This is a genomic window from Neobacillus sp. C211 (assembly GCF_051842875.1).
Taxonomy (GTDB): domain Bacteria; phylum Bacillota; class Bacilli; order Bacillales; family Cytobacillaceae; genus Neobacillus.
On sequence record NZ_JBPXRO010000040.1, the window covers coordinates 1 to 24428 of the forward strand.

At 38.5% G+C, this 24428-nt stretch carries 21 protein-coding genes and 1 other annotated feature; of the genes, 8 read left to right on the forward strand and 13 right to left on the reverse strand.

The window, feature by feature from the left end:
- Positions 1-31: 31 nt before the first annotated feature.
- The 7 genes from rarD to refZ all read right to left on the reverse strand — a co-directional run bounded on the left by rarD (position 32) and on the right by refZ (position 8180).
- Entirely contained in the window at positions 32-964 is a 933-nt protein-coding gene (gene rarD / locus ACSU6B_RS25675) for an EamA family transporter RarD (RefSeq protein ID WP_410889172.1), read from the reverse strand.
- A gap of 131 nt (positions 965-1095) precedes the next feature.
- Positions 1096-2682 carry an acyl-CoA synthetase MbcS gene (gene mbcS / locus ACSU6B_RS25680; protein ID WP_410889174.1) on the reverse strand — a complete coding sequence of 529 codons (1587 nt, stop codon included), beginning with the start codon at positions 2680-2682 and terminating at the stop codon, positions 1096-1098.
- 167 nt (positions 2683-2849) lie between these two features.
- A complete protein-coding gene (locus ACSU6B_RS25685) occupies positions 2850-3056 on the reverse strand; it encodes an alpha/beta-type small acid-soluble spore protein (protein ID WP_088089259.1) in 207 nt (68 codons plus the stop codon).
- Between the two features lie 100 nt (positions 3057-3156).
- On the reverse strand, positions 3157-4362 hold the full coding sequence (thiI, locus tag ACSU6B_RS25690; RefSeq protein WP_410889176.1) for a tRNA uracil 4-sulfurtransferase ThiI: 1206 nt from the start codon (positions 4360-4362) through the stop codon (positions 3157-3159).
- Complete coding sequence (locus ACSU6B_RS25695) at positions 4363-5505, reverse strand: cysteine desulfurase family protein (RefSeq protein WP_410889178.1); 1143 nt, start codon at positions 5503-5505, stop codon at positions 4363-4365. It abuts the gene before it with no gap.
- A 106-nt stretch (positions 5506-5611) separates the two neighbouring features.
- Positions 5612-7300 (reverse strand): septation ring formation regulator EzrA, encoded by a 1689-nt coding sequence (gene ezrA, locus ACSU6B_RS25700; protein ID WP_410889179.1) that lies wholly within the window; start codon positions 7298-7300, stop codon positions 5612-5614.
- Positions 7301-7547: 247 nt separating this feature from the next.
- Positions 7548-8180, reverse strand: coding sequence for a forespore capture DNA-binding protein RefZ (refZ, locus tag ACSU6B_RS25705; protein ID WP_088089263.1), 633 nt, complete (start codon positions 8178-8180; stop codon positions 7548-7550).
- Between the two features lie 157 nt (positions 8181-8337).
- Between refZ and ACSU6B_RS25710 the strand changes: the two genes are divergently transcribed.
- Entirely contained in the window at positions 8338-8820 is a 483-nt protein-coding gene (locus ACSU6B_RS25710) for a GAF domain-containing protein (protein WP_410889180.1), read from the forward strand.
- A gap of 38 nt (positions 8821-8858) precedes the next feature.
- Here the strand turns inward: ACSU6B_RS25710 and megL are convergent, their stop codons facing one another.
- Both megL and ACSU6B_RS25720 read right to left on the reverse strand, forming a co-directional pair.
- On the reverse strand, positions 8859-10043 hold the full coding sequence (megL, locus tag ACSU6B_RS25715; RefSeq protein ID WP_410889182.1) for a methionine gamma-lyase: 1185 nt from the start codon (positions 10041-10043) through the stop codon (positions 8859-8861).
- Positions 10044-10134: 91 nt separating this feature from the next.
- Positions 10135-11565, reverse strand: a complete 1431-nt coding sequence (locus ACSU6B_RS25720) for a sensor domain-containing diguanylate cyclase (RefSeq protein ID WP_410889183.1) — start codon at positions 11563-11565, stop codon at positions 10135-10137.
- 391 nt (positions 11566-11956) lie between these two features.
- Here ACSU6B_RS25720 and rpsD point away from each other — a divergent pair, with 391 nt between their 5' ends.
- Both rpsD and ACSU6B_RS25730 read left to right on the forward strand, forming a co-directional pair.
- On the forward strand, positions 11957-12559 hold the full coding sequence (rpsD, locus tag ACSU6B_RS25725) for a 30S ribosomal protein S4 (protein ID WP_088089267.1): 603 nt from the start codon (positions 11957-11959) through the stop codon (positions 12557-12559).
- A gap of 390 nt (positions 12560-12949) precedes the next feature.
- A complete protein-coding gene (locus ACSU6B_RS25730) occupies positions 12950-14032 on the forward strand; it encodes a hypothetical protein (RefSeq protein WP_410889185.1) in 1083 nt (360 codons plus the stop codon).
- Positions 14033-14042: 10 nt separating this feature from the next.
- Here ACSU6B_RS25730 and ACSU6B_RS25735 read toward each other — a convergent pair whose 3' ends face one another.
- A complete protein-coding gene (locus ACSU6B_RS25735) occupies positions 14043-14240 on the reverse strand; it encodes a hypothetical protein (RefSeq protein WP_410889187.1) in 198 nt (65 codons plus the stop codon).
- Between the two features lie 198 nt (positions 14241-14438).
- On the opposite strand from ACSU6B_RS25735, the gene ACSU6B_RS25740 reads away from it, so the two are divergent.
- Positions 14439-14858 (forward strand): hypothetical protein, encoded by a 420-nt coding sequence (locus ACSU6B_RS25740; protein ID WP_410889188.1) that lies wholly within the window; start codon positions 14439-14441, stop codon positions 14856-14858.
- 89 nt (positions 14859-14947) lie between these two features.
- On the opposite strand, the gene ACSU6B_RS25745 is transcribed toward ACSU6B_RS25740, so the two are convergent.
- Together ACSU6B_RS25745 and tyrS are read right to left on the reverse strand one after the other, a co-directional pair.
- A complete protein-coding gene (locus ACSU6B_RS25745; RefSeq protein WP_410889190.1) occupies positions 14948-15136 on the reverse strand; it encodes a DUF6954 family protein in 189 nt (62 codons plus the stop codon).
- 113 nt (positions 15137-15249) lie between these two features.
- Positions 15250-16503 carry a tyrosine--tRNA ligase gene (tyrS, locus tag ACSU6B_RS25750; protein ID WP_410889192.1) on the reverse strand — a complete coding sequence of 418 codons (1254 nt, stop codon included), beginning with the start codon at positions 16501-16503 and terminating at the stop codon, positions 15250-15252.
- A gap of 47 nt (positions 16504-16550) precedes the next feature.
- Positions 16551-16769 (reverse strand) — a binding site (T-box leader).
- A gap of 146 nt (positions 16770-16915) precedes the next feature.
- Here tyrS and ACSU6B_RS25755 point away from each other — a divergent pair.
- Positions 16916-19858 carry a transglycosylase domain-containing protein gene (locus tag ACSU6B_RS25755; RefSeq protein ID WP_410889194.1) on the forward strand — a complete coding sequence of 981 codons (2943 nt, stop codon included), beginning with the start codon at positions 16916-16918 and terminating at the stop codon, positions 19856-19858.
- A 111-nt stretch (positions 19859-19969) separates the two neighbouring features.
- Here the strand turns inward: ACSU6B_RS25755 and acsA are convergent, their stop codons facing one another.
- On the reverse strand, positions 19970-21688 hold the full coding sequence (gene acsA, locus ACSU6B_RS25760; RefSeq protein WP_410889196.1) for an acetate--CoA ligase: 1719 nt from the start codon (positions 21686-21688) through the stop codon (positions 19970-19972).
- 219 nt (positions 21689-21907) lie between these two features.
- Between acsA and ACSU6B_RS25765 the strand changes: the two genes are divergently transcribed.
- The 3 genes from ACSU6B_RS25765 to ACSU6B_RS25775 are packed head-to-tail and all read left to right on the forward strand — an operon-like array spanning position 21908 to position 24397.
- Positions 21908-22540 carry a GNAT family N-acetyltransferase gene (locus tag ACSU6B_RS25765; protein WP_410889198.1) on the forward strand — a complete coding sequence of 211 codons (633 nt, stop codon included), beginning with the start codon at positions 21908-21910 and terminating at the stop codon, positions 22538-22540.
- A gap of 40 nt (positions 22541-22580) precedes the next feature.
- Positions 22581-23228 (forward strand): acetoin utilization AcuB family protein, encoded by a 648-nt coding sequence (locus ACSU6B_RS25770; RefSeq protein ID WP_410889200.1) that lies wholly within the window; start codon positions 22581-22583, stop codon positions 23226-23228.
- Complete coding sequence (locus ACSU6B_RS25775) at positions 23225-24397, forward strand: acetoin utilization protein AcuC (RefSeq protein WP_410889201.1); 1173 nt, start codon at positions 23225-23227, stop codon at positions 24395-24397. The genes ACSU6B_RS25770 and ACSU6B_RS25775 overlap by 4 nt, the downstream gene beginning before the upstream one ends.
- Positions 24398-24428: the final 31 nt, after the last annotated feature.

Here is a 24428-nt window from a genome sequence, read left to right on the forward strand (position 1 = left end):
CCTTATCCTATTAAAGGGATAAGGTTTTTGCTTATATGCTCGTGCTCTTTTCTTTTCGCAAATGTAACCATTGTGGAGACAATAGTTTTGTTTTTGAAAGGGAATAAATTGTTAACGCAGACCAGATGAACATAAAGGATAGAAGTTGTATTTTTGAAAAATGTTCATGATAGATAAATACCCCTAATAATAAGGTTAATGTAGGTGCAATATATTGGAGAAATCCTAATAAAGATAAGGGAATTTTTTGTGCTCCTTTTGCAAAATATAGAAGCGGCACTGCTGTTGCAACTCCTGCACCGATTAAAAGCAGATCGGTTTGGATCCCTGATGTTATAAAGGAATTGGATTCATTCATAAATAAGTAACCAATATAGATGGCGGCAACAGGTGTAACAACAAGTGTTTCTAATGTTAATCCGACTGCAGAATCAACGTTTATTAACTTTTTCGCTAAACCATACACTCCAAAGGATAGGGCCAAAGAAATGGCAATCCATGGAAACTGCCCATGCGAAATAGAAATAATCAATACCCCTATTGCAGCTAAAATGAAAGAGACGTATTGATAAATAGTTAATTTTTCCTTAAGAACAATCATTCCTAATAAAATACTAATTAATGGATTGATATAATATCCAAGGCTAGCTTCAATCATATGACCACTATTAACCGCCCAAATATAAATGAACCAATTCACACTTATTAATAAGGAGGCAATCGTCAGGGCATACATTTGTTTTTTATTCTTAGTAAACCCTTTAATGGTTTGGAGAAATAGTCCTAATTTTTTTGTTAGGAAGAGAATGATGATCATAAAAATAAATGACCATAAAACACGGCTCGCTAAAATTTCCTTTGCATTAACATGGTCTAAGAGCTTCCAATAAATCGGCAATAATCCCCACAGCAAGTAAGAAAAGCCGGCATAAATGACTCCTTTTTGCGTTTCAGTCTTTTTCATCTGTTTTCGAGCCCCTATTCTTTCTAGTTTCGAAATAATTTCTATTATAACTCGAAACATCGTGAAATGGGGAATTTTTTGCTTCCAATAAAAAGCAGACGGAATTCCGCCTGCTTCCATGAAATATTAAACTAAACTTGTTTAGCCGCCTCGAGTTCCTTTTTGCGGAGTTCAATTCGACGGATTTTCCCTGAGGTTGTTTTTGGAAGTTCACTCAAATATTCTATTTTTCTAGGGTACTTATATGGAGCTGTAAGTGTTTTGACATGCTCCTGCAAGTTCTTTGTTAATTCTGGGTCCGTTGAATCAATATCCTCTTGTAAGACCACAAATGCTTTGACAATAAAGCCACGAATTTCATCCGGGCTTGCCACGACGGCACATTCCTTAACAAATGGATGTTTAACGAGCGCATCCTCCACTTCAAATGGTCCAATTGTATAGCCCGAGCTAATGATAATATCATCACCGCGGCCTTCAAACCAGAAATAGCCATCTTGATCCATTTTGGCTTTATCGCCTGTTACATAATAGTCACCTCGGAACTGCATTGCCGTTCTTTCTGGATCTTTATAATAATTTTTGAAAAGAGCTGGAGTTTCTACATGGACGGCAATATCGCCCACTTCCCCGACAGCACAAACTTGGCCTTCTTCGTTAATGATTTCAACTCTATTTCCAGGTGTCGGCTTGCCCATGGATCCAGACTTCAATTCCATCCCTTTTGTAACCCCTACTAGCAAGGTATTTTCAGTTTGTCCATAACCGTCACGGACATCAATATGAAAATGCTTTCTAAACGTATCAATAACCTCTCTATTTAAAGGTTCACCTGCTGAAACCGCACTATGAAGATTTGGCAATTGATAATCAGCTAAATTATCTACCTTCGCCATTAATCGATATTCGGTAGGTGTACAACAAAGGACATTGACATCATATTTTTGAAGGAGGCTCAAATATTTTTTCGGATCAAATTTTCCGTTGTAGACTAATCCTGTTCCTCCTGAGCCAAGTACCGATAGGAAGGGACTCCAAATCCATTTTTGCCATCCTGGACCTGCAGTTGCCCAAACCGTATCACCATCTTCAATGCAAAGCCACTTTGGTGCAGCTGTTTTTAAATGAGCATAGGCCCAGCCGTGCGTATGAACAACCCCTTTAGGATTCCCTGTTGTGCCGGAGGTATAGGACAAAAATGCCATATCGTCTCTAAACGTATCTGCTAGCACCAATTCTTCTGATGCAGCTTTCATCTCTTCGTCCAAATGAATCCAGCCATCTTCAGACCCTCCGATAGTAAATTTAACCAAAGCTTGTGGTGCCGTTATATTTTTAAATTGATCAACGAATGGATAATAACTAATGATTCCCTTAACATCACCGTGTGTAATACGATACTTCAAGTCTTTTTCCTTTAACATTTCAGAGCTTGGAATGACAACCATTCCAGCTTTTATTGCCGCTAAATAAACAACATATGCTTCAATCAGACGGGGCACGATAACAAGGACTACGTCGCCCCTGTTTAAACCATTCTTGGCGAAAACATTCCCCGCTTGGTTAATCTTCTTCATTAATTGCTGATATGTAACTTGTTTTGTCTCTCCAGTCTCATTCTCCCACTTCAATGCGACTCTGTTCGGTTCTTTGGCAAAACGCTCCATTTCAGAAACAAGATTATACTTTTCCGGCGCAATTAAATCTTCCCGCTTCATACTTCTCCCCCTTAACTTTTTCGTATTTATCCCATCAAATTAATTATACAAAATTATTTAAAAATTTTAAATTATTTTTATTTTAAAAACATTTTTCACTATCTTGAGCATAAAAAAGAGAGCGGGGGAAGCCCCACGCTCTCTGTAGCCATCGTATTTATTTTTTATTAACGAGAGAATCCGCCGCCTAATTGAGATTCAGCCATTGCTACTAGACGCTTTGTGATTTCACCACCAACAGATCCGTTGGCACGTGAAGTAGTGTCAGCTCCAAGATTTACACCAAATTCAGAAGCAATTTCATATTTCATTTGGCTTAGAGCTTGTTCAACACCAGGAACCAATAATTGATTTGAGTTGTTGTTGTTTGCCATGTGATATCACCTCCTTGTGAGTATAGAATGTGTAGAACTTAAAAGCTTCATTCTATTTTACAATTGGTAATTGTTCACAAAATATTCTAATTTTACCTTTTTAAAATAATTCACTAAATTCTGAGTGCTGTTTGTCATCAGGTTTAATTACAAGTGTCTCTGTCTCCTGCACCGCTTCATGAATGAGTGGCTCGAAATCAAAGAAGCTTTCATAATGCTGAACCTTTTCCCTTTTTGGCTTTGTTTTTGGAGAAGCTGGGACAAAGATGGTACAGCAATCCTCAAACGGCCTATTCGAAATTTCTAGTGTATCAATTTCCTGTGCGATTTTAATGATATCCGTTTTATCCATCGTAATCAATGGCCTCAAAAGAGGCGTATTTGTTACATCATTGATTGCGTACATACTCTCAAGCGTCTGGCTCGCAACCTGACCGAGGCTTTCACCGGTAATTATAGCAAGACCTTCATGTTTTTTCCTAATCTCATCCGTGATTCGAAGCATCATCCTTCTCGTAGATGTCATCGAATAATTTTCAGGTACTTGTTCGCGAATTGTTTGCTGAATATCAGTAAACGGGACAATATGCAAGGTCATCGATCCATATATTTCAGCCAGTTTTTTTGAAAGGTCAATGACCTTTTCCTTCGATCTTTCACTTGTAAATGGGGGGCTGAAAAAATGAACCGCTTCGATTTCTAGACCCCTCTTCATTGCCATATAGCCGGCAACAGGGCTGTCAATTCCACCTGAAAGCATGAGCATGGCTTTTCCACTTGATCCAATCGGTAGTCCACCGGCACCCTGTATGGTTTCGCATGATAGGTAAATGGCTTCCTTTCTGACTTCAATCCGTAAATTAATATCCGGATTTTTCACATCCACTTTGAGTCCAGAGATATGCTGCAACAAATGACCGCCAAGGGTGTGGTTAATTCCGTCCGTATCCAACTCAAATGTTTTATCAGATCTTTTCGGAGTAATTTTGAAGGTTTGACCCTTCTTGTATAGGGAGCACATCATATCTAGTGAAGTCTGTTTTAATACCTCAATATCTCTTTCCAGCTTGATGGCCGGACTAAAGGATTGGATACCAAATATATTCTTCAATTTTCCAATAATTGCTTCGCTGCTTTCACCATTTAATAAGACATACATCCGATCACGGCTTGCTTCTACTTTAATTTTTGGAAAGGGAGCAAGAGCAATTCTAACACTTTTTCTTAATTTTTCTACAAATTGATTGCGATTTCTTCCTTTTGTCGATATTTCACCGTAGCGAATGAGTATACGATCATATTCCATTTATTTCATAACCTTTCGTAATTGGTTTGCGGATTCTTTAAATGTAACTAGAGCTGTCACTGCCTCTTCTCTGGTATTCTCAAATGAGAGACTAATCCGGATGGCACTTTCAGCTTGCGTTTCATGAACGCCCATTGCGAGAAGCGTTTTACTTGGTGATTTCTTTTTTGAGGAACATGCACTTGTGGTGGATACAAAGATACCTTTCCGCTCAAGTGAATGAATGAATACTTCTGATTTTATTCCCTTTAATGAGAAATTTAAAATATGGGGTGCTGCATGTTCAGTAGGTGTATGAATTTGAACACCTTCTATTTCTGCTAACCCCTTCCTGAGCAGGCTGTGGATATTCTTCATTCGTTCCATCTCTGCTTCGCCTTTCATTAATGTCATCCTAAGTGCCTTTGCCATCGCAACGGCGCCTGCCACATTTTCTGTACCGCTTCGAATCTTCCGTTCCTGATTGCCGCCGGAAAATAATGGAGCAAGTCTCACACCCTCACGGATAAAAAGGGCACCGGTGCCTTTTAAACCATGAAATTTATGACCGGATATCGAACAAAGATCCACTCTGTTTTTATAGAGAGAAAGGGGAATCTTTCCTATTCCTTGAACTGCATCAACATGAAATAAAATTGTTGGATGTTTTTTTAATAGGTCTCCAATTTCTTTAATTGGCTGAACCGTCCCCACTTCATTATTCACCTGCATAATGGATATTAAAATGGTATCTTTTCTTATCGCTTTTTCAAGATCCGAAACATTAATTCTTCCAAACCTGTCAACAGGCAAGTAAGTTATCTCAAAACCCTCCTGTTCAAGCTGTTCCATTGCGGCTCTTACTGATGGATGTTCAACACTTGATGTAATCAGGTGCCGACCTTTATTTTTATGTAATAAAGCAGATCCTTTTATCGCTATATTATTACCTTCCGTTCCCCCGGAAGTAAAATAAATTTCAGATGGCTTTACTGTTAAGAGCTTGCTTACTTGTTCCCGCGCCTGGGATAACAGCTTCTCTGCCAGTCCCCCCATACTGTGTAGTGAGGATGGGTTCCCATAATATTCACTAGACACCGTAACAAACGAATCTATAACGTCTTTAAACGGTTTTGTCGTTGCACTATTATCAAAATAAATCATTTTTTCTCCTCCGAACTCTTACAAAAATAAATCTTATCATAAAGACAAAAAAAAGAATAACAAAAAACCGATTCAGCGAAAATGGCACTGATCGGTTTTTTGTTATTTATTCTGTTACAAATGTTGCTTTTATTTTTTTCAATGCATCTGGGTCAATAACATCAAGTGTTGCAGCCGCTTGTTCTAAAGCCTCTTGATATTCATAGTGTCTAAATGCCATTTCTGCTTCCAATAATCCTTTTGCTACATTTGGATATTGGCTTTTATAACGATTTCCATATTGAATGGCTTTTTCCGCTAACATAACATTTTCTAGCAGTTCTATCGTTGAATTGGTAAGTTTCTCCACCGTTAATACAGCAATTTCTAAATATTGATTGAGAGCAGAAATGTTAAGTGGCTTTTCTTCAAGCTGGTATCTCACATTTTGAATACTTTCATTTGTATCCTCAAATAAATACCTATAATCTTCTGGTAAGCCAGGGACATTACTCTTAGTAACGAGACGAACCGTCTCTCCAACTTTCTTGGTAAGTTCTTTAAGCTTTTCTCTTGCTTCAAATTCATCTTTCCTAAGGGCTTGAAGTTTTAAAGCAAAATCTTGCTGCCCTTCTCGAATGATATCCAACTGTTCTTTTACTTGAGCTAACTCTTTACTAATCACCGATTGTGCTGTTTCGTTTAACTTTAGTTTTTCAATCAGAATCTCAAAATGTTTATAAACAGTGGAAAGTTCTTTTTCGAGCTGTCGCTGCGTTTCAAAGTCACCTTCAGATAGCTGGTAACTTTCTTGAACATGAATGACTTCACTTGAAAGATGACTATTTTCCTCATAGGCAGAAATGAGAAGTTCACTTGCTATTTTTTCATTTTTTTGGACAAAATGCTTGGCGTGTACTTCTTTTTCCAATAAATCGAAAAGGACATCAATTCTTTCCTTTATTTCTTTTATACATTCTACTGCCTCATCAATCTTCGTTGCTTCGATAAGCTCTAGATTCTCAACCAGTTTCTCTTCTAAGCGTTTGATTTCTTTTTCCAAATTAATATGTCCTAAATAGTATTCTTGATCAGACATTTCACGGTATCCGTCAAGCATATCTGAAAGCTGATTTGGCAGAAGTGATTGACATTCAATTAACAGCTGCGGAATCAAGTCCATATCTTTTTTAATCATTCCAAGCTGACTATGAATCATTAAAACTACTTCACGGGCTTCAAGATAATTACCATGTTCAGTTTTCTCATCAAATTCCTGAAATTTTAGTGAAACGCCGTTGAGTTGTTCCTCTAAGCACTTTTCTGAACTGCCAAAGCTGTGACGATGGGCAAGCAGCATTTTTTTTGATTCCCGATACTGCTCTTTAAGCTCTTCAATTTCAACTCGGTTCTTTTCCTCGCTGCCAACCAATTCATGTAACTCTTCTAATATACTTTTTATTTGATCCTCAGTTTCTTGTAACTTTGCTCCAATAGCTTGCTGGACACCTTTCGCTTTGCTAAATCGGTACTTATCTATGTACTCTTCGGCATCAAAAAGCATTTCCTCTAAATCAGGCAGCTGTACCGTTACCACATCGTCCCATTGATTTCGCCAACGTTCGAATAGTTCTTCAGTTTGCCCTGTCATATTAAGCAGCTTCACTTTTGACATTTCATCCAGTACTGGACGATTCATTAAATCGATTTTCCATCCTTCCAATCGATCCATTTCCTTAAAGTACTTTTTCTTTATTAAATACCCAATTACAAATAAGGCTAGTAAAAGGATAAAAAATCCAATGAAATATTTCACAAGTAAGCCCCCTATTTCCCAAAACATTCTTTCAAATTCCAGTTTTCATGCATCTATTATAAAAAAATCTCTTAATGTTCGATTCAATGCTATTATGATACCATGTTAACGACATTTTTTGACTATTATTTTCAATTTTTTTGTAAAATAAATGAAAACTCACCAATTGGCGAGTCTGATAGGACGGTTCATGAGCCTCAGTTGAATTTATGCTTTCCTATTAACTAAAAAAAAATAGCGATTGCCGCTATTTTATGACTGCACTCATTTTCATTGGTACATCCGAGCATAGTGTTTTATCAATCCACAAGTTAATATCCTTTAAATATTTCTGCTCAAAAAATGGTTCATTTGGAAAGACATACAAGACTTCCCTCATATAATGTGTATTCATAAATGGCATCATCAATAATCCTTTAAGTTGAATAATTAAATAAGGAATCGAGTGGGGGCGGAATTCATTCCATTCAAAACCACGCTCAAATACTAATTGAAAATAGTATTTTTCCTTAAGTAAATAGGTTGACATGATTTCGCGAACCACCTGCGAATCCATGGACATTTCCCGATAGACAAGACTGGCTAATTTACTATTTTCACATTGATAATGAAGTAAATCAGTGACAATTCGCTTTAAACACTCCTTTGCTCCCTTGTCTATCGATGCGTAGGCTTCTTCCATTTTACTAATATACTGTTCAAAAAAATGCGTAAAGCAATATTCTAGCAGACCTGGTTTATTTTCGAAATGGTAGGCAATCGTTGCCGTATTTACTTTTGCCAGTCGGGCGATATCCCGAATTGATGTTCCAGAGTATCCATTGGACTTAAACAATGTTATAGCGGCCTTAACAATTGCTTCTTTAGCATTTTTCTTCATAAATTGTCCCCCCTTCTGGTATACCCAAAAATCCCCTTACATTATAATTCTTTGTTATAACACAGATTCCTTTATGAAAAAATCGACAAAGTCTGCTCATTTTCTTGTAAATTTGATAAAATAATAAATAAAATTGTTGAAAAAAAGGGGAAATACCATGTTTAACGTCGAAATGTATACTGCGAGCCGCGAGGAAAATTATAATCTTGTTAAAAAACAACTGCATGCTCTTATTCACGATGAGAGCAATCAGATTGCAAATCTCAGCAATGCCAGTGCCCTTTTGAATCAATTTCTTGACCGAATTAATTGGGTCGGTTTTTATTTAATGGATACGAATCAACAACTAGTATTAGGACCATTCCAAGGTCTTCCTGCATGTGTACGTATTCCTTTGGGTAAGGGTGTATGCGGGACATCTGCTTTGAAAAAAGAAACCTTTCTTGTAGCAGATGTTCATCAGTTTCCCGGCCACATTGCTTGTGATGCAGCCTCCCAATCCGAGATTGTTATCCCTCTCATTAAAAATGAGCAGCTAATTGGAGTTTTGGATATTGATTCACCTGAAAAAAATCGTTTTGATGCACTTGATCAACAAATGTTGGAGGAATTTGTTGCAATTCTAGTTGAACATATATAGAAAATAGCACAGAGAAATTCTCTCTGTGCTTTTTCTCTTTAAATCCTTTCCAGTGCCTGATCCAGGTCTTCTTGAATGTCCTCCCATGCTTCTAAACCAACAGATAGACGCAGCAAGTTATCTTCAATCCCCATTTTTTTTCGTTCCTCCTCTGGAACCACGGCATGGGTCATCGTTGCAGGATGCTGAATCAATGTTTCTGCGTCTCCAAGACTTACCGCAATTTTTATTAATTGTAATTGATTCATAAACTGTTGTGCCGATTCCTTAGATCCCTTTATCGTGAATGATATGAGCCCGCCTGATTGTTTCATTTGTTTTTTCGCGATCGAATAATCTTGGTGTTCTGCATCGCCAGGGAAATACACTGATTCAATTTTCGGATGACTTTTCATAAATTCAAATAACCTCTGGGCATTTTCACAATGGCGGTCCATGCGCACTGGAAGTGTTTTAATCCCCCTTAACAACAGCCATGCATCAAAAGGCGAGATAATCCCGCCAATATCTTTTTGGGTCGTCCGTGACACCTGCCTAATAAACTCCTTCTCCCCAATGACAAGACCCGCTATAACATCGCCATGGCCACAGATATATTTTGTTGCACTATGAATGACAACATTGCATCCGAGGGTAAGAGGGGTTTGTATATATGGGGAACAAAATGTGTTATCCACAACAACGGGAATCCCTTTTTTATTTGCCACCCTCGCCACCAATTCCAAATCTACCAGCTTCATTGTAGGGTTTATTGGCGTTTCAATATAGATACAAGCCGTATTAGGGAGGATTTCTTGATCTAATGCTTCTGCCGATTCCATTAATGAAAAGTCGTGTTCAATCCCATATTTCCCTTTTAATAGTTCCAACAATCCGAAGGTACAGCCGTATACTCCTTGTGAACAAAGGATATGGTCACCTGTTTTTGTTAAGGCCACTAGCACTGCACTCACGGCCGCCATTCCTGACGAAAAAGCCAAGCCTGCCTCACCTTGTTCAAGGACTGCTATCCGTTCTTCCAGTATTTTCACCGTTGGATTTCCCAAGCGTGAATAAATAAATCCCTCTTCTTGCCCAGCAAACCTTCTTTCCCCTTGTTCCGCACTGGTAAATGTAAAGGTAGATGTTTGATATAACGGGGGAACTAAACTGTCATGATGTTCGTCTGGCCGGTAGCCTGAATGAATAACTTCCGTTTCAAACCGTGATTTCTTTTTCCCCATTTTGGATTCCTCCTGTTTGAAAACGTTTTCATACTTATAATATATTATGTTGATTGGGGGAATATCGTTAGAGAATTCATAAATGAATGTCCTAACTAACCATTATTTTGTTTCCTTGAATGACCACTTTGTTCTTCCCAGTTCCTTTAGCAATATACAAAGCTTCATCTGCTCGTTTAAATAAGAAATTATAGGCATCGATCCGTTCCTTATGCCAATAAGAAACACCACAGGACACTGTAATATGCGGGTCGGAGCATTCGGATACCTTTTTAACTAATCTTTCAGCGATGGCTGCTCCTCTTTCTAAAGGGACACCAGGAAGATAAAGGGCGAGTTCTTCCCCACCCCAGCGGGCGCCTATATCTTGCCCGCGAATATTTCGTTTAATAAGGTTTGCAACCTGAACCAGAACTTTATCTCCAACCTGATGGCCGTATGTATCATTTAATTCTTTAAAATTATCAATATCGAGGAGAATAAAGGTACCTTCTTCAATCTCTTTCATTGACCACTGGATTTTTTCATCCAAAAATTTGCGGGAATGGAGCTTTGTAAGGTGGTCTGTGATTACCATATGCTCTAACTCTTCTCTGAGCATTGAATTGGTAAGCGCTAGCGATGAATGATGAACTAGTGACTGCAGGAGCTTAAATGTGTCAAAGGAAAAGAAATAAGGCTTTTGATGCATCACAATGGAGAAACCTTTTAATTTTTCGCTCTGAATCATCGGAATCGCAAGAATCGAATGAAAGCTTTTCATACTTTTTATGTTTTGGAGATTGATATCTCCTATAAATAAAGGATTTTTTTCCTTTTCGATCTTTTCCTTTATATAATCAATGTAGAGTCGGGCCTGTTTAGTGTAAAAGTATGAAGTGGAACCTGGGAGTATTTTTACATTTGCTTGTTCATTTGAGAATAAGAAAAAGCCAACTTCTTGTGCATCAATGGAAGTGATGATTTGTTCTGACATATATGTCATCGTATCAACCATGCGTAGGTTAGAATTTAAACAATGGGAAGTTTCGTTGATTAATTGTAAGTTGGAGATTTCCCTCTTTGACTGTTGATAGAGGTGGGCATTCTCCATAGAACATCCCGCAGAACCTGCCAATAATGTAAGAAACTCCACCTCATATGCCATAAATTCAGTCGTATCTGCTGCAATTAACTGCAAGACTCCATAGGTTACCTGCTTCCCTTTTAATGGGGCATAAATAAGTGCATGTTTATCAGGGGCGGAATATTCAAATTGAATCTCCCCGGTTGCATAAGCATTGATAGCAGCAATATTTTCACTATCATATTCAAGCTCAATAATCGGAAGGTCGCTGTGGCTTTGAGTATCCTGTGAAAGCAATAAGGAAAATGAGTAGTCAGGGTACACTTCCTTAAGCGCTACGCATAATTCTCCCAAGATGAAATTCACATCAAGGAACGAATGAAGTTTTTCTGTAATTTGTATTAATTGTTTATATCTATTAACTTGCATGTGTAAATCACATTCGAGAATATCCATATAGGTTTCACCCGATCTAATTCCAGATATATACATAGTACCCTAATTATAGTTAATTTTCAGACAATTTGGCGACAGTTATTTGTATAATTTATTAACTTTATTTAAATAATCTTTCCGATAATTTTCTCCTGTATCATCATCCCCAAAAAATATTCTTGACTTTATAGGAATAAAAATTATATAATACTCCTTGTGTAAAATATTGCAGCCTATGTGAAAACTTTATTCGTCTCATTTTATTCCTCTTAAAGGTAGATTGCCTTTAAATGATGGTGTATCTTGTAACCCTTAGCTGCTAGGGCGAAGGTGCATGAAAATAAAATGGCTTTAAAGCGTCTCATAACGGTTTTTATTTTACCAAAATAAAAACACTAAGGAGGAGTCATTCATGGCTCGTTATACTGGCTCTAGCTGGAAAATTTCCCGTCGTCTTGGAATCTCTCTAAGCGGCACAGGTAAAGAATTAGAAAAGCGTCCGTACGCTCCTGGACAACATGGTCCAAACCAACGCAAAAAGCTTTCTGAATACGGATTACAATTACAAGAGAAGCAAAAGCTTCGTCATATGTATGGCGTAACTGAGCGTCAATTCCGTAATCTTTTTGATAGAGCTGGCAAATTAAGCGGCGTACACGGTGAAAACTTCATGATTCTTCTTGAATCACGTCTTGACAACGTTGTTTACCGTTTAGGTCTTGCTCGCACTCGTCGTGCAGCTCGTCAATTAGTAAACCATGGCCACATCTTAGTTGATGGCGCTCGTGTAGATATCCCATCATACCGCTTAAAAGCTGGTCAAACAATCAGCCTACGCGAAAAATCTCGCAATCTTGATGTTGTAAAAGAAGCTGTCGAAGTTAATAATTTCGTTCCTGATTTCTTAACATTTGATGCGGACAAATTAGAAGGTACTTTCACTCGCTTACCAGAGCGTTCTGAATTACCTGCTGAAATCAACGAAACTCTTATCGTCGAGTTCTACTCACGTTAATTGATTTGCTTATTAAATAGCAATCACAAAAACCCTAGAAACAGCGTTATATCAGCGCTTCTAGGGTTTTTTGTTTTTACTATGTTTAGTAGAATTTTGTATTCTCCCCCAAAGAGATGGGGGCAATTTTGGAGGAAGTTTTAACAAAATTATTCAAGTGGACAAACCCATACTATTTTGTAAAAATCCTACTAACAATAGTCATCGCAGGAGTTTTTAGCAACAAAATTAAAAAAAGGCCATGATAATATCAGGATCTAAATAACGATGTTCTATGAAGGGATCGAACCGGTGAGCAAAAGACAGGCTATTTGCTTAGGACAACTTCCTCCCGTTATACATACGATGCAGTGTAGTTAATAACTTAATTTAAGGGGGAGAATTTTTTATATGGGTAAAGACCTCACGAAATATTTTCAAGATAGAGTAATCAAGGTTGATCGAGGCGGACCAGAATCCAGTGTTGGGATGTTTATGCATGCAAGTGAAGATTACCTCTGCCTTCTCACGGAAGAAGATGGGATCGTCTACCACAACACTAAACATATTAAAAATTTTACAGATAATCTGAAAGAGCAGTTTAAATTCGACGTTGATGTTCCGAAGGATTTCGAATTTAAAAAAACTAAAAATTTCAAAGACCTGCTTAAATCATTGGAATATCGTTGGGTAATTATCAATCGTGGCAGTTCTGAGACGGTAGAGGGGGTACTCTGTGAGGTAAAAAATGATTTAGTTCATTTGGTCAATAATGGGGAAATCGTTCGCATTGCCATGTCCCACATTAAAAATGTTAGTTATGGAGTAAAAATTAAAAAGGCGAAATCGGAAAAACATGAGTCACGTCGAAAATCAAACGATAAGAGTGGAAATAACAAAAATAACACCAATAATAGCCCTAAGAGAACTTCACAAAAATTACATCAAAAATCAAACGATAAGAGTGAAAATAACTGCAATAACATCTATTGTAGCCCTCAGGTAACTTCCCAAATATTATGTCAAGAATCAAACGATGAGAGTGAAAATTACAACAATAACACCAATAATAGCCCTCAGGGAACTTCCCAAATATTACGTCAGGAATCAAACGTTGCGAGTGAAAATAACAACAATAACACCAATAGTAGCCCTCAGGGAATTTCCCAAATATTACATCAAGAATCAAACGATGGGAGTGAAAATTACAACAATAACACCAATAATAGCCCTCAGGGAACTTCCCAAATATTACATCAAGAATCAAACGTTGCGAGTGAAAATTACAACAATAACATCTATTGTAGCCCTCAGGGAACTTCCCAAATATTACGTCAAGAATCAAACGTTGCGAGTGAAAATAACATCAATAATACCAATAATAGCCCTCAGGGAACTTCGCAAAAAACATCTTTTGAAAATGAACTTGATGTGTCAGTTCTTTTATCCTCATTAATCTCATTGGAAAAGATTTTACGAAGATTAAATTTTTAAAGTTTCTCACTCATAGTGGTTCGCAGAGTAGTTGAAAATGAAGGGACACTGTCAACAAAAACGCTTGATAGTATCCACTCATTAAATAAGTTATTTCTTCATGAAATTTTGTTTTTGCCCAAGCCATTTTAGTTTTAATAATATTTAGTGAAGCGTCTAACGCTTCTTTTTTCTTCTTCTTTTTGACTATTAAGACATAAAGAGACATTATCGCTCTCCTCTTTTTTAACGATTGAGCAGGGTCTTCTTAAGTATTTTCATTTTTCTAATCTTGAAGATACCTATTTTCATGGTAAAAGATGAAAAAGACAAACAATTTAAAGACAGGCCATTTGCTTAGGACAAGTTCCTCCCGTTAAACATATGATGCAGTGTAATTAAATTACTTTAAGGGGAGATTTTTTATATGAGTGAAAACCTAATGAAATATTTTAAAGATACAGTAATCAAGGTTAATCGAGACGGATCGGAATCCAAAATTGGGAAGTTATTGGATGAAAGAGACGATTATATCGTCGTTCTTACAGAAGAGGATGGAGTCGTTTATTACAAAACTCAACACATTAAAAGTTACACAGAAAATATGAAAGGGAAGTGGGAATTCGACGTTGAAATTCCTGAGAATTTTAAAAATGCTGATAAATTCAAAGACCTACTTAAATCATTGAAATATCATTGGGTAAAAATTAATCGTGGAAGTTCTGAAATGGTTAAGGGGGTACTTTGTGAGGTAAAAGATGATTTTGTTCATTTGGTTGCTAAAGAGGAACTCGTTCGCATTCCCATCTTCCACATTAATAATGTTAGTTATAGGAGTAAAAATTGAAAAGCTGAATCCGAAGAACATAAGTCACGAGGACATGAGTCACGTTAATAAGGCCTGAGCCCTCATACCCATTGGTATCAGGGCTTTTTCTATCTTCGATTGACCCATTTGATAGATTTCCGATATAAAAAGGCAAGTATTATATAAATGACAACTACGATAGCCGCAGTCGATAATCTTTCTTGTAATATCCCGTCTGCATATAAAACAGGACCAAGTCCGAAAAATGTAACAAGTGCGATGAGAATAATAAATACGGCGTGTAATAAAAATTTCAATATATTCACCCCCATTTTCGTTCCTTTTTTATTAGACGAAATAAATTAACCCGTTGTTACACCGATATCCTTATAGCAAAAAAAGGGCTTTGATTTCCAAAGCCCTTCTTTTATTAGTATTTAATTAAGGTATACTTCTTTTTACCTCTTCTAATAATCGTAAACTTTCCTTCAATTCGATCGGATTCTGCTAAGATATAAGCGTTGTCCGTAATTTTTTCACCATTAACAGTAACAGCACCATTTGAGATGTCTTCACGTGCTTGACGCTTGGATGGAGAAATTTTCGCTGCAACCAAAAGATCGACCAAATTCTCCTCGTTTTGTGAAGTATAAGCTGGTACATCTTTAAAGCCCTGCTCGATTTCCGCACCTGAAAGACTTCTTACATCCCCGCTAAATAACGCCAGGGAAATTTTGATTGCCTGTTGCAAGGAATCTTCACCGTGTATCAAACGAGTCAGTTCTTCAGCTAATACCTTTTGTGCCTTACGAAGATGCGGCTCTTCCTGAACAGCTTTTTCTAATTGTTCAATTTCCTCATGCGAAAGGAATGTAAAAATCTTTAAGTATTTCACCACATCTGCATCAGCTGTATTAATCCAGAACTGGTAGAACTCATACGGGGTAGTTTTTTCAGGATCTAACCAAACTGCACCACTTTCCGTTTTCCCAAACTTTGTACCATCTGCTTTTGTCACAAGCGGAATGGTTAACCCAAATGCCTTCGAGCCTTCTGGCTGAACTTTGCGGATTAATTCCAATCCTGAAGTTATGTTCCCCCACTGGTCACTTCCGCCAATTTGTAATTTACAGTTGTGATGCTCATATAAATGAAGAAAATCCATCGCTTGTAAAATGGTATAGGTGAATTCTGTAAACGAAATACCCGTCTCAAGCCTTGATGCAATGGTATCCTTCGCCAGCATGTAATTGACACCGATATGTTTGCCGATATCACGCAAGAAGGTAACGACATCCATTGAGCCTGCCCAATCATAGTTATTAACCATGATTGCTCCGTTTTCACCTTCAAATTCGAAAATAGATTCAAGTTGCTTTTTGATACCTGCTACATTATCCTGAACTGTTTCTAGTGTTAACAACTTTCGTTCTTCACTTTTACCACTCGGATCACCAATCAAGCCTGTTGCTCCTCCGACTAACACAATCGGACGATGTCCATGCTGTTGAAATCTTCTAAGTGTTAAAAATGGCAGCAAATGGCCGATATGCATACTATCAGCAGTTGGGTCAACACCACAATATAAAGAAATTTGCCCCTTGTTTAATGAATCCTTCAGACCTTCTTCATCCGTTTGCTGGTAGATGATTCCTCTCCATGCCAAATCCTGTAATAAATCCATCCTATTCCCTCCAATTTGGTAAAAAAATAAAAACGCCCCTGCAAAAATGCAGGGACGTAAATTTACGCGGTACCACCCAGCTTGAGGAAAATTCCTCCAACTCAAAAAATTAACGGTTTAGACCGTTCTCCGCTACAAAAAAATCATTTTCACAGAGAAAGCTCAGGGGAGTAATTCATTCTTCTATATGTATCAGCTTTCACCACCGCTGACTCTCTTGAAACAGGGATAGAAGAACTACAGTTGGTTCCCTTCACAGCTTTTTTATTAAATTAATGTATAGCTTTTTTTACCATATTTCAAGTTCCCTGTCAAACTTAACTGGAAATTTCAGATAAATGTAGAACTTTGTCAGTTTTTATACCTTTGGTATGCTATAATGTACTTGATTTTAGATGAGGTGATACTATAGATGGTTGAAAAATTACAAGCATTGATAGAAAAAGCAAAATCCGTGCTGAACATATTTACCCATAAAAGAACGGTTAAAAGTGCACGAATCACATATCAAGTAGTTTGGAATCTGTTCCTCCTTGTATTAACAGTCGGCATTCTTGGCGGATCATTTGCGACAGGTGTTGGGGCGGGTTATTTTGCTTCACTTGTAAAAGATGAACCTGTTCGCTCGTATGACAGCATGAAAAAAGATATTTATAACTATACGGAAACTTCTGAGTTATATTTTTCGGATAATGTTTATCTTGGTAAACTTCACACCGACTTGGAACGGGAAGAAGTAAAATTGGACGATGTATCAAATGATTTAGTCAATGCGGTAGTTGCAACCGAAGACGAATACTTTTACAAGCATAAAGGTGTTGTCCCAAAAGCAGTATTTCGGGCCGTCTTTCAGGAAGTGACAAATTCTGCTGTTCAATCCGGCGGCAGTACGTTAACACAGCAATTAATAAAAAATCAAATCTTAACAAATGAGGTCTCGTTTCAAAGGAAAGCCAATGAAATTTTACTTGCTCTTCGTTTAGAGAAATTTTTTGATAAAAAAGACATTCTTGAAGCTTATCTTAATGTGTCTACATTAGGAAGAAATTCGTCTGGACGAAACATTGCGGGTGTTCAAGCAGCTGCAAAAGGGATCTTTGGTAAAAAGGCGAGTGATTTAACACTCCCGCAAGCTGCCTTCATTGCAGGATTGCCTCAAAGCCCGTTTGGATATACCCCGTTTACACGGGAAGGGACGATAAAAGAACCGCAATATCTGGAACCTGGTCTCACACGGATGAAAACCGTCCTAAAGAGAATGTTTGACGGCGGCTATATTAACGAGCATGAATATGCGCAAGCCTCTGCCTACGATATTAAAAAAGATTTTATCAAACCGGTTGCAAATCCACTGGAAAAATACCCATGGCTAACAGTCGAAATTGAAAAGCGGTCGATTGAAGTCCTGACCACTGTCTTAGCAAAAAATGATGGGATTTCAGAAAAAGAGTTAAAAAACGATGACAACCTTGCATATAAATATCAAATATTAGCTAGAAATGCTTTGCGTCAAAATGGATACCAAATTCATTCGACAATAGACAAAAAAATATACGATGCGATGCAAAAAGTTAAGGACAATTATCAATATTACGGACCCGATAAGCCACAAGAAAAAAAGGATCCTGAAACTGGAGAAATAAAAACAGTTATGGAACCAGCTGAGGTTGGGGCGGAACTGATCGAAAACAAGACTGGAAAAATTATCAGTTTTGTCGCTGGAAGGAATTATGACGACCAACAGCTTAATCACGCAACCAGTGCCATCAGACAAAACGGTTCTACCATGAAACCACTTCTTGTCTATGCACCAGCGATTGAGTTAGGAAAAGCAGCTCCGGGAACACCGCTGCCGAATGTAGCGTTAAGTCTTGCTCCCGGCAGAAGTGATCCTTGGCCGCAAAACTATGACTATCGGTACAGCGGACTAGTTTCAGCAAGATATGCATTAGCGAAATCCTATAACGTACCAGCGGTTAAGCTTTACAAGAGTATCGTTGATCAACGTCCCGCCACGTATCTTGAAAAAATGGGATTTACCTCTTTAAGAAAAGATGATTATACCAATCTAGCTACTTCGATTGGATCAATGACAAATGGGGTAACCATCGAAGAAAATACGAACGCATTTAGTACCTTTGCTAATGATGGGAAATTTATTGATGCCTATATGATTGATAAAATTGTCGATAAAAATGGCAAGGTTATCTATCAGCACGAAGTGAAACCTGTTAATGTCTTTAAGCCACAAACAGCCTATTTAACGATTGATATGATGCGTGACGTGGTAAAGATGGGAACGGCAGCAGGAGTTAGAAGCAAACTAAATTTCAGTGCGGACTGGGCTGGGAAAACGGGGACAGGAAATCAATATATTGACTCTTGGTTCGTTGCTTCAAACCCTAATGTCACCTTTGGTCTTTGGAGAGGGTATGATACACCAAAATCGCTCCAGACATCCGGTATGTCTTATAGTTCACGGACCAATAATTTATGGGCTCAGTTAATGAACGCTGCCTATAAAATTAAACCTGATCTAATTGCTCCAAAGAAGACATTTAAAATGCCAAAAGGAATCGTGCAACGTTCTTATTGTGCAGTTTCCGGAATGCTGCCTTCTGAGGCATGCTCAAAAGCAGGGTTAATCGAATCAGATTACTTTAATGTCAATAATGTACCAACAAGAGTTGATGATAGCTTAATTGAAGGAAAATATGTTATGGTTGGCGACAAAAAATATTTGGCCTTGGATTCTACACCAAAAGAGTTTGCCCAATTTGGTCTCATTTTAAATCCTGATTTTATCAAACGCATTGTTGGAAGTAACTTCCATAATTATAGACAACTAATTCCACAGAAAGAGCGCTGGGGGAAAATTCTCGTATCAAGTGCAAAAATGTCCGATAACGGGAAGAACCCCGACAGTGTCAGCTTAAAAGTAGAAGGAAATACATTAACATGGTCAGCATCTGGTGATAATGATGTTGTCGGTTACCGAGTCTATCAAGGTGGATTAGTTTCAGCAAAGGTAGGCAGTGTGATCAATGGCTCAAAACGATCATTTCAAGCTGGTACTGGTACCTATTATGTAACGGCGGTCGATATTGCTGGTAGAGAGTCTGCCCCATCGAATCTGGTTGAGGCTGGAGTAATAGTAACACCACCACCTGTAGATCCTACTAAACCTGCGGTACCGAAAGATCCTGCTAAACCTGGTGTACCGAATGGCCCCGCTAAACCTGGTGTACCGAATAGCCCTGCTAAACCTAGTGTACCGAATGGCCCTGCTAAACCTGGTGTACCGAATGGCCCTAATGTTCAAACTAAACCGACTGATCCAACAACAACACCGTAAATATTTAAAACCGCACCGATAGTTGGTGCGGTTTTTTCTGCTCTTGAACACTAAAAAGCCAGGCATCTGCCTGGCTCTAGTCATTGTTTTTTCCCTATGAAAAACGGGTCTTTAATCTTCCATTGTAGAAAGGTCACCTGTTGGCAGGTTTAGTTCCCATGCCTTTAACACACGTCTCATGATTTTCCCGCTTCTTGTTTTCGGCAGCTTATCACGGAAATCAATTTCCCTTGGTGCTGCATGAGCGGCAAGACCTCTTTTCACAAATTGCCTAATTTCTTCTTTAAGTTCGTCCGTTGGAGCATAGCCGTCTCTGAGTGCAATGAAGGCTTTAATAATTTCACCACGAACTGGGTCTGGTTTACCGATGACACCGGCTTCAGCAACGGCAGGATGCTCGACAAGCTTGCTTTCTACTTCAAACGGTCCTACGCGCTCCCCTGAGGTCATAATAACGTCATCGACACGGCCCTGGAACCAGAAATAGCCCTCTTCATCCATGTAAGCAGAATCGCCTGAAACGTACCAATCGCCTGGCATAAAGTAAGATTCATATTTCTCTGGATTATTCCAAATTGTATTCATCATGGAAGGCCAGCCTTTTTTAATCGCGAGGTTCCCCATCCGATACGGCGGAAGTTCATTCCCTTGATTATCAACAATCGCTGCTTCTACACCTGGAATCGGTTTCCCCATTGAACCTGGTTTAATTTCCATACAAGGATAGTTACTAATCAATTGCGCACCAGTTTCTGTCATCCACCAGTTATCATGAATTCGCTTATTGAATACTTTTACCCCCCATTTAACAACTTCAGGGTTTAATGGTTCCCCGACGCTTAGAACATGACGGAGACTGCTTAGGTCAAATTTCTTAACCAATTCATCACCTGCACCCATTAACATTCGGAATGCTGTAGGAGCACTGTACCAAACGGTTACACCAAAGTCCTCAATCATTTGATACCAGGACTCTGGACTAAATCGACCGCCTACAATTACGTTCGATGTCCCTGTTAACCACGGCCCAAAGATACCGTAAGAAGTACCAGTTACCCAGCCTGGGTCAGCAGTACACCAATAAACATCATCCTCTTTTAGATCGAGCACCCATTTAGCTGTTTGGTAATGCTGAAGCATGGCATTATGTACATGCAATACGCCTTTTGGTTTTCCTGTTGAGCCTGATGTGTAGTGCAGGATCAAGCCGTCCGTTCTGTCAACCCATTCAATTCGAAGATCCTTGCTAGCGGCATCAAATTTTTTCAAAAAGTCAATATATCGGCCTTGTTCATCAACTTTATTACCGATAAGGAAAATATGCTTCAGTGCAGGCAGGTCTTGAACAGGTACCCGGTCCAACAGTTCAGGTGTCGTGACTAAAACTTTCGCTTCACTATCTTGCAGACGGTCCCTGACAGCCCCTTCCATGAATGCTTCAAATAAAGGACCAACAATAGCCCCAAGCTTGATTGCACCCAAAACCGTAAAGTAAAGTTCTGGAGAGCGCGGCATAAAAATAAATACACGGTCACCTTTTTCTACATCCCCGTAAGTTTTTAACACATTGCCCGCTTTGTTTGATAGATCTTTCATTTCTTTAAAGGTGTACTTCTCATTTCTTGAACCATCACGATAGTATAGTGCAACTTTATTTTTCCGGAAGGTTTTCGCGTGACGGTCAATGGCCTCATACGCCATATTGACAAGCCCCGTTTCACTCCATGTAAATTCCTTTTCTGTTTCCTTCCAGTCGAAATGCTTGTACATTTCTTGATAATTACCTAGATTATGATCCCCTTGCACAACTGGCAACGCTTCCACTTTCATTCAATCTCCCCCTTTGACCTTATTTTAAATTATTATAGTACAAATAATAACTATTCACAATTTTAAAAAAAGTACTATATTATTATTTTTTATATTTATACATAAAATGTCAATATTTTTTTACTATAAGACAGAAAATTTTGTAAAGTTACTTTTCTGTAATAGATTTTATGTATAATAGAATTATATTAGAAAGATTTTTCCAGGGTAGGTGACCGTATGGAACACAAAATGACATACAATGCCAAACAATTAAAAACACCTCACGGGTCTATAATTGTTGAAGGGCCTATTACTTCAGATAAACTTGCTGGCTATGAATTTCACGAAGACCTCACTGCCTTCCGCCCTTCTGCACAGCAGCATCAGGCTTTAATTGGTATTGCTGAGCTTCCAGAAGGTAGAATTATTATTGCAAGGAACAGAAACACCATTGTCGGATATGTTACTTTTCTATATCCTGACCCGCTTGAACGATGGTCAGAAGGCAAAATGGATAATTTAATCGAATTAGGTGCCATCGAGGTGATTCCTCAATTTAGGGGATGTGCAGTCGGGAAAAGCCTATTAATTGTCTCCATGATGGATGATGCGATGGAAGATTATCTTACCATCACAACTGAGTACTATTGGCACTGGGATTTAAAAGGTACCAAACTAAATGTGTGGGAGTATCGGAAGATCATGGAAAAAATGATGAATGCGGGCGGCCTTGAGTGGTATGCAACAGATGATCCTGAAATTTGTTCACACCCTGCTAATTGTCTCATGGCTAGGATGGGAAAAAGAATCGATATGGAAACCATCCAAAAATTTGACCGTCTAAGATTTATGAACCGGTTTATGTATTAATCATTTTCCTGATATTTGGTTAGGTAAGGGGGATTTTCTTATGATAGTAGAACAAATCATGAAAATAGATGTTGCAGTACTTCTGCCAACAGATACCATTGCAGATGCAATCCAATTAATGGAGTCAAGAAAAATCCGCCATATTCCTATAATTAATGAGGAGAAACATTTAGTTGGTCTTGTCACTGTTTCGAAAATACATGAAGCAACTCCATCTATTTTTCATGCCAATGAGCATCCAGAGGATATGAAAAAGCCACTTGAGGCGATTATGGAACGAAATGTCATTACAGGCCATCCTCTTGATTTCGTCGAGGAAGTGGCAGGTCTCTTCTATGAGCATAAAATCAGTTGTCTGCCGATCATAAATAACCAGGAATTGGTTGGAATTTTGACCGAAACAGATTTGCAGCGGACATTAGTTGAATTAACAGGGGCCCATCAGCCAGGATCACAAATTGAAATTAAGATTCCTAATCTTGCGGGTAAACTCAGTGAAATCACTGCTGTTATTAAGAACCGGAAAGCAAATATATTGAGTGTATTAGTTTACCCTGATAAAACAGATGAGCAATATAAAATACTTGTGATAAGATTGCAAACTATGAATCCCACTGTATTAATTCAAGACCTTAAACAGGCTGGCTTTCATGTATTATGGCCAAACCTTCCGGGGATTTCAATATGAGCGATAAGTGTTCCTTTATTTTTTCAGACGAGCTGCTGAAATATAAATTTAGCAATCAGCATCCTTTTGACCAATTCCGGCTTAAGTTAACAGTAGACCTACTAGAGAAGATTAATGCTCTTAATCCAGACGATGTCATCCCGCCAAGAATGGCATCTACGGAAGAGTTAGCCTTAATACACGACCTAAGTTACATAGAAGCAGTAAAAAAGGCAGGGAATGGCCAATTGCCACAAGAGATAGCAGAAAACTATGGCCTTGGGACGGAAGACACTCCTATATTCCCTAGCATGCATGAAGCGAGCGCCTCAATTGTTGGGGGGACATTAACGGCCGTCGATCAGGTTATGACTGGAAAGGCACTTCACGCTCTTCATCTTGGCGGAGGATTGCATCACGGATTCAGAGGAAAAGCATCTGGATTTTGTGTTTATAATGATAGCTCGGTCGCCATCAAATATCTTCAAGAAAAATATAATGCTCGTGTCTTATATGTGGACACCGATGCACATCATGGAGACGGCGTTCAATGGTCCTTCTATGATGATCCAAATGTATGCACCCTTTCGATCCATGAGACAGGAAGATATTTATTTCCTGGTACAGGCAATGTAAATGAGCGCGGTCAAGGGTTAGGCTATGGCTATTCCTTTAACATCCCCGTGGATGCCTTTACCGAAGATAAATCGTGGCTGCAGGTCTACACACATGCGTTTAGAGAAGTGGCTGAGTTTTTTAAACCGGATGTGATTCTAACCCAAAATGGTGCAGACTCCCATTATTTGGACCCTTTAACACACCTTTCTTCAACAATGAAAATCTATCGAGAGATACCAAGGCTTGCTCATGAAATTGCCCATCAGTATTGTAAAGGGAAGTGGATTGCAGTAGGTGGCGGCGGTTATGATATCTGGAGGGTAGTTCCAAGAGCATGGGCCCTTATTTGGCTGGAGATGACAGAAAACTCAAACTGTTATGGCAGTTTACCTAAGGAGTGGTTAGCTTCCTGGCGAAAGGAAGCTCCTGTTTCGTTACCAAAGGAATGGGACGATCCAGACAATTTATATACTCCCATCCCTAGAAAAGCAGAAATTACCGAAAAGAATTTATTAACCCTCGAAAAAGCACTTTATCCGATTCGAAGTCAGCAAAAGAGCGAATCCGTATAAAAAAGTGGGGTGGCCAACATGTGGCCACCCC